This window comes from Stenotrophomonas sp. JC08, assembly GCF_052180205.1.
GTDB lineage: Bacteria > Pseudomonadota > Gammaproteobacteria > Xanthomonadales > Xanthomonadaceae > Stenotrophomonas.
Genome location: NZ_CP197473.1, coordinates 3,332,501 through 3,335,000, shown reverse-complemented (window position 1 = coordinate 3,335,000; position 2,500 = coordinate 3,332,501). Strand labels below are relative to the sequence as shown.

1 rRNA gene (only partly in view) is annotated in these 2,500 nt (G+C 53.8%); it reads left to right on the top strand.

From position 1 onward, the window contains the following. Nucleotides 1-2,500: ribosomal RNA gene (locus ACSBPQ_RS15370) — 23S ribosomal RNA — on the top strand (it extends past both window edges: 175 nt to the left, 203 nt to the right).

The following is a 2,500-nucleotide window of genomic DNA, read 5'->3' as shown; positions in this document are numbered from 1 at the left end:
AACCCGGTGAACTGAAATATCTAAGTAACCGGAGGAAAAGAAATCAACCGAGATTCCCTGAGTAGCGACGAGCGAACGGGGAACAGCCCTTAAGCTGGTATGGTTCTAGAAAAACAGTCTGGAAAGGCTGGCCATAGAAGGTGATAGCCCTGTATTTGAAAGGGCCATACCAGTGAAGACGAGTAGGGCGGGGCACGTGAAACCCTGTCTGAATATGGGGGGACCATCCTCCAAGGCTAAATACTACTGACCGACCGATAGTGAACCAGTACCGTGAGGGAAAGGCGAAAAGAACCCCGGAGAGGGGAGTGAAATAGAACCTGAAACCGTGTGCGTACAAGCAGTAGGAGCTCGCAAGAGTGACTGCGTACCTTTTGTATAATGGGTCAGCGACTTACTGTTCGTGGCAAGCTTAACCGTATAGGGGAGGCGAAGGGAAACCGAGTCTGATAAGGGCGCATAGTCGCGGGCAGTAGACCCGAAACCGGGTGATCTAGTCATGCCCAGGGTGAAGGTGCGGTAACACGCACTGGAGGCCCGAACCCACTCCCGTTGCAAAGGTAGGGGATGAGGTGTGATTAGGAGTGAAAAGCTAATCGAACCCGGAGATAGCTGGTTCTCCTCGAAAGCTATTTAGGTAGCGCCTCATATGTATCCTCTCGGGGGTAGAGCACTGTTATGGCTAGGGGGTCATCGCGACTTACCAAACCATTGCAAACTCCGAATACCGAGACGGACTGTATGGGAGACACACGGCGGGTGCTAACGTCCGTCGTGAAAAGGGAAACAACCCAGACCCACAGCTAAGGTCCCAAATTCACTGCTAAGTGGAAAACCATGTGGAAAGGCACAGACAGCCAGGAGGTTGGCTTAGAAGCAGCCACCCTTTAAAGAAAGCGTAATAGCTCACTGGTCGAGTCGGTCTGCGGGGAAGATTTAACGGGGCTAAGCAGTGAACCGAAGCTTGGGGTGCATCACTTTGTGATGCGCGGTAGAGGAGCGTTCCGTAAGCCTGTGAAGGTGAGTTGAGAAGCTTGCTGGAGGTATCGGAAGTGCGAATGCTGACATGAGTAACGATAATGCGGGTGAAAAACCCGCACGCCGAAAGCCCAAGGTTTCCTTGCGCAACGTTAATCGGCGCAGGGTGAGTCGGCCCCTAAGGCGAGGCAGAAATGCGTAGTCGATGGGAAGCAGGTTAATATTCCTGCACCTCGCGTAAGTGCGATGGAGGGACGGAGAAGGTTAGGTGTACCGGGCGTTGGTTGTCCCGGGGAAAGGCGGTAGGTTTGGATCTTTGGCAAATCCGGGATCCTTCAAGACCGAGCACCGAGACGAGTCTTTAAGACAGAGTCACTGATACCACGCTTCCAGGAAAAGCTCCTAAGCTTCAGCTTACGCAGACCGTACCGTAAACCGACACAGGTGGGTAGGATGAGAATTCTCAGGCGCTTGAGAGAACTCGGGTGAAGGAACTAGGCAACATGGCACCGTAACTTCGGGAGAAGGTGCGCCATTGTCGGTGGCCCATGCGGGCTATAGCTGACGATGGCCGAAGTAACCAGGCCGCTGCGACTGTTTATCAAAAACACAGCACTCTGCAAACACGAAAGTGGACGTATAGGGTGTGACGCCTGCCCGGTGCTGGAAGGTTAATTGATGGGGTCAGCCGCAAGGCGAAGCTCTTGATCGAAGCCCCAGTAAACGGCGGCCGTAACTATAACGGTCCTAAGGTAGCGAAATTCCTTGTCGGGTAAGTTCCGACCTGCACGAATGGCGTAACGATGGCGGCGCTGTCTCCACCCGAGACTCAGTGAAATTGAAATCGCTGTGAAGATGCAGCGTTCCCGTGGCAAGACGGAAAGACCCCGTGAACCTTTACTATAGCTTTACACTGAACGTTGAGTTCGTCTGTGTAGGATAGGTGGGAGGCTATGAAACTGTGGCGCTAGCTGCAGTGGAGCCATCCTTGAAATACCACCCTGTCGTGCTTGACGTTCTAACCTAGGCCCATTATCTGGGTCGGGGACCGTGTATGGTGGGTAGTTTGACTGGGGCGGTCTCCTCCTAAAGAGTAACGGAGGAGCTCGAAGGTACGCTCAGCGCGGTCGGACATCGCGCACTGTGTGCAAAGGCATAAGCGTGCTTGACTGCAAGATCGACGGATCAAGCAGGTAGGAAACTAGGACTTAGTGATCCGGTGGTTCTGTATGGAAGGGCCATCGCTCAACGGATAAAAGGTACTCCGGGGATAACAGGCTGATACCGCCCAAGAGTTCATATCGACGGCGGTGTTTGGCACCTCGATGTCGGCTCATCACATCCTGGGGCTGTAGTCGGTCCCAAGGGTATGGCTGTTCGCCATTTAAAGTGGTACGCGAGCTGGGTTCAGAACGTCGTGAGACAGTTCGGTCCCTATCTGCCATGGGCGTTGGAAGTTTGAGAGGGGCTGCTCCTAGTACGAGAGGACCGGAGTGGACGAACCTCTGGTGTTCCGGTTGTC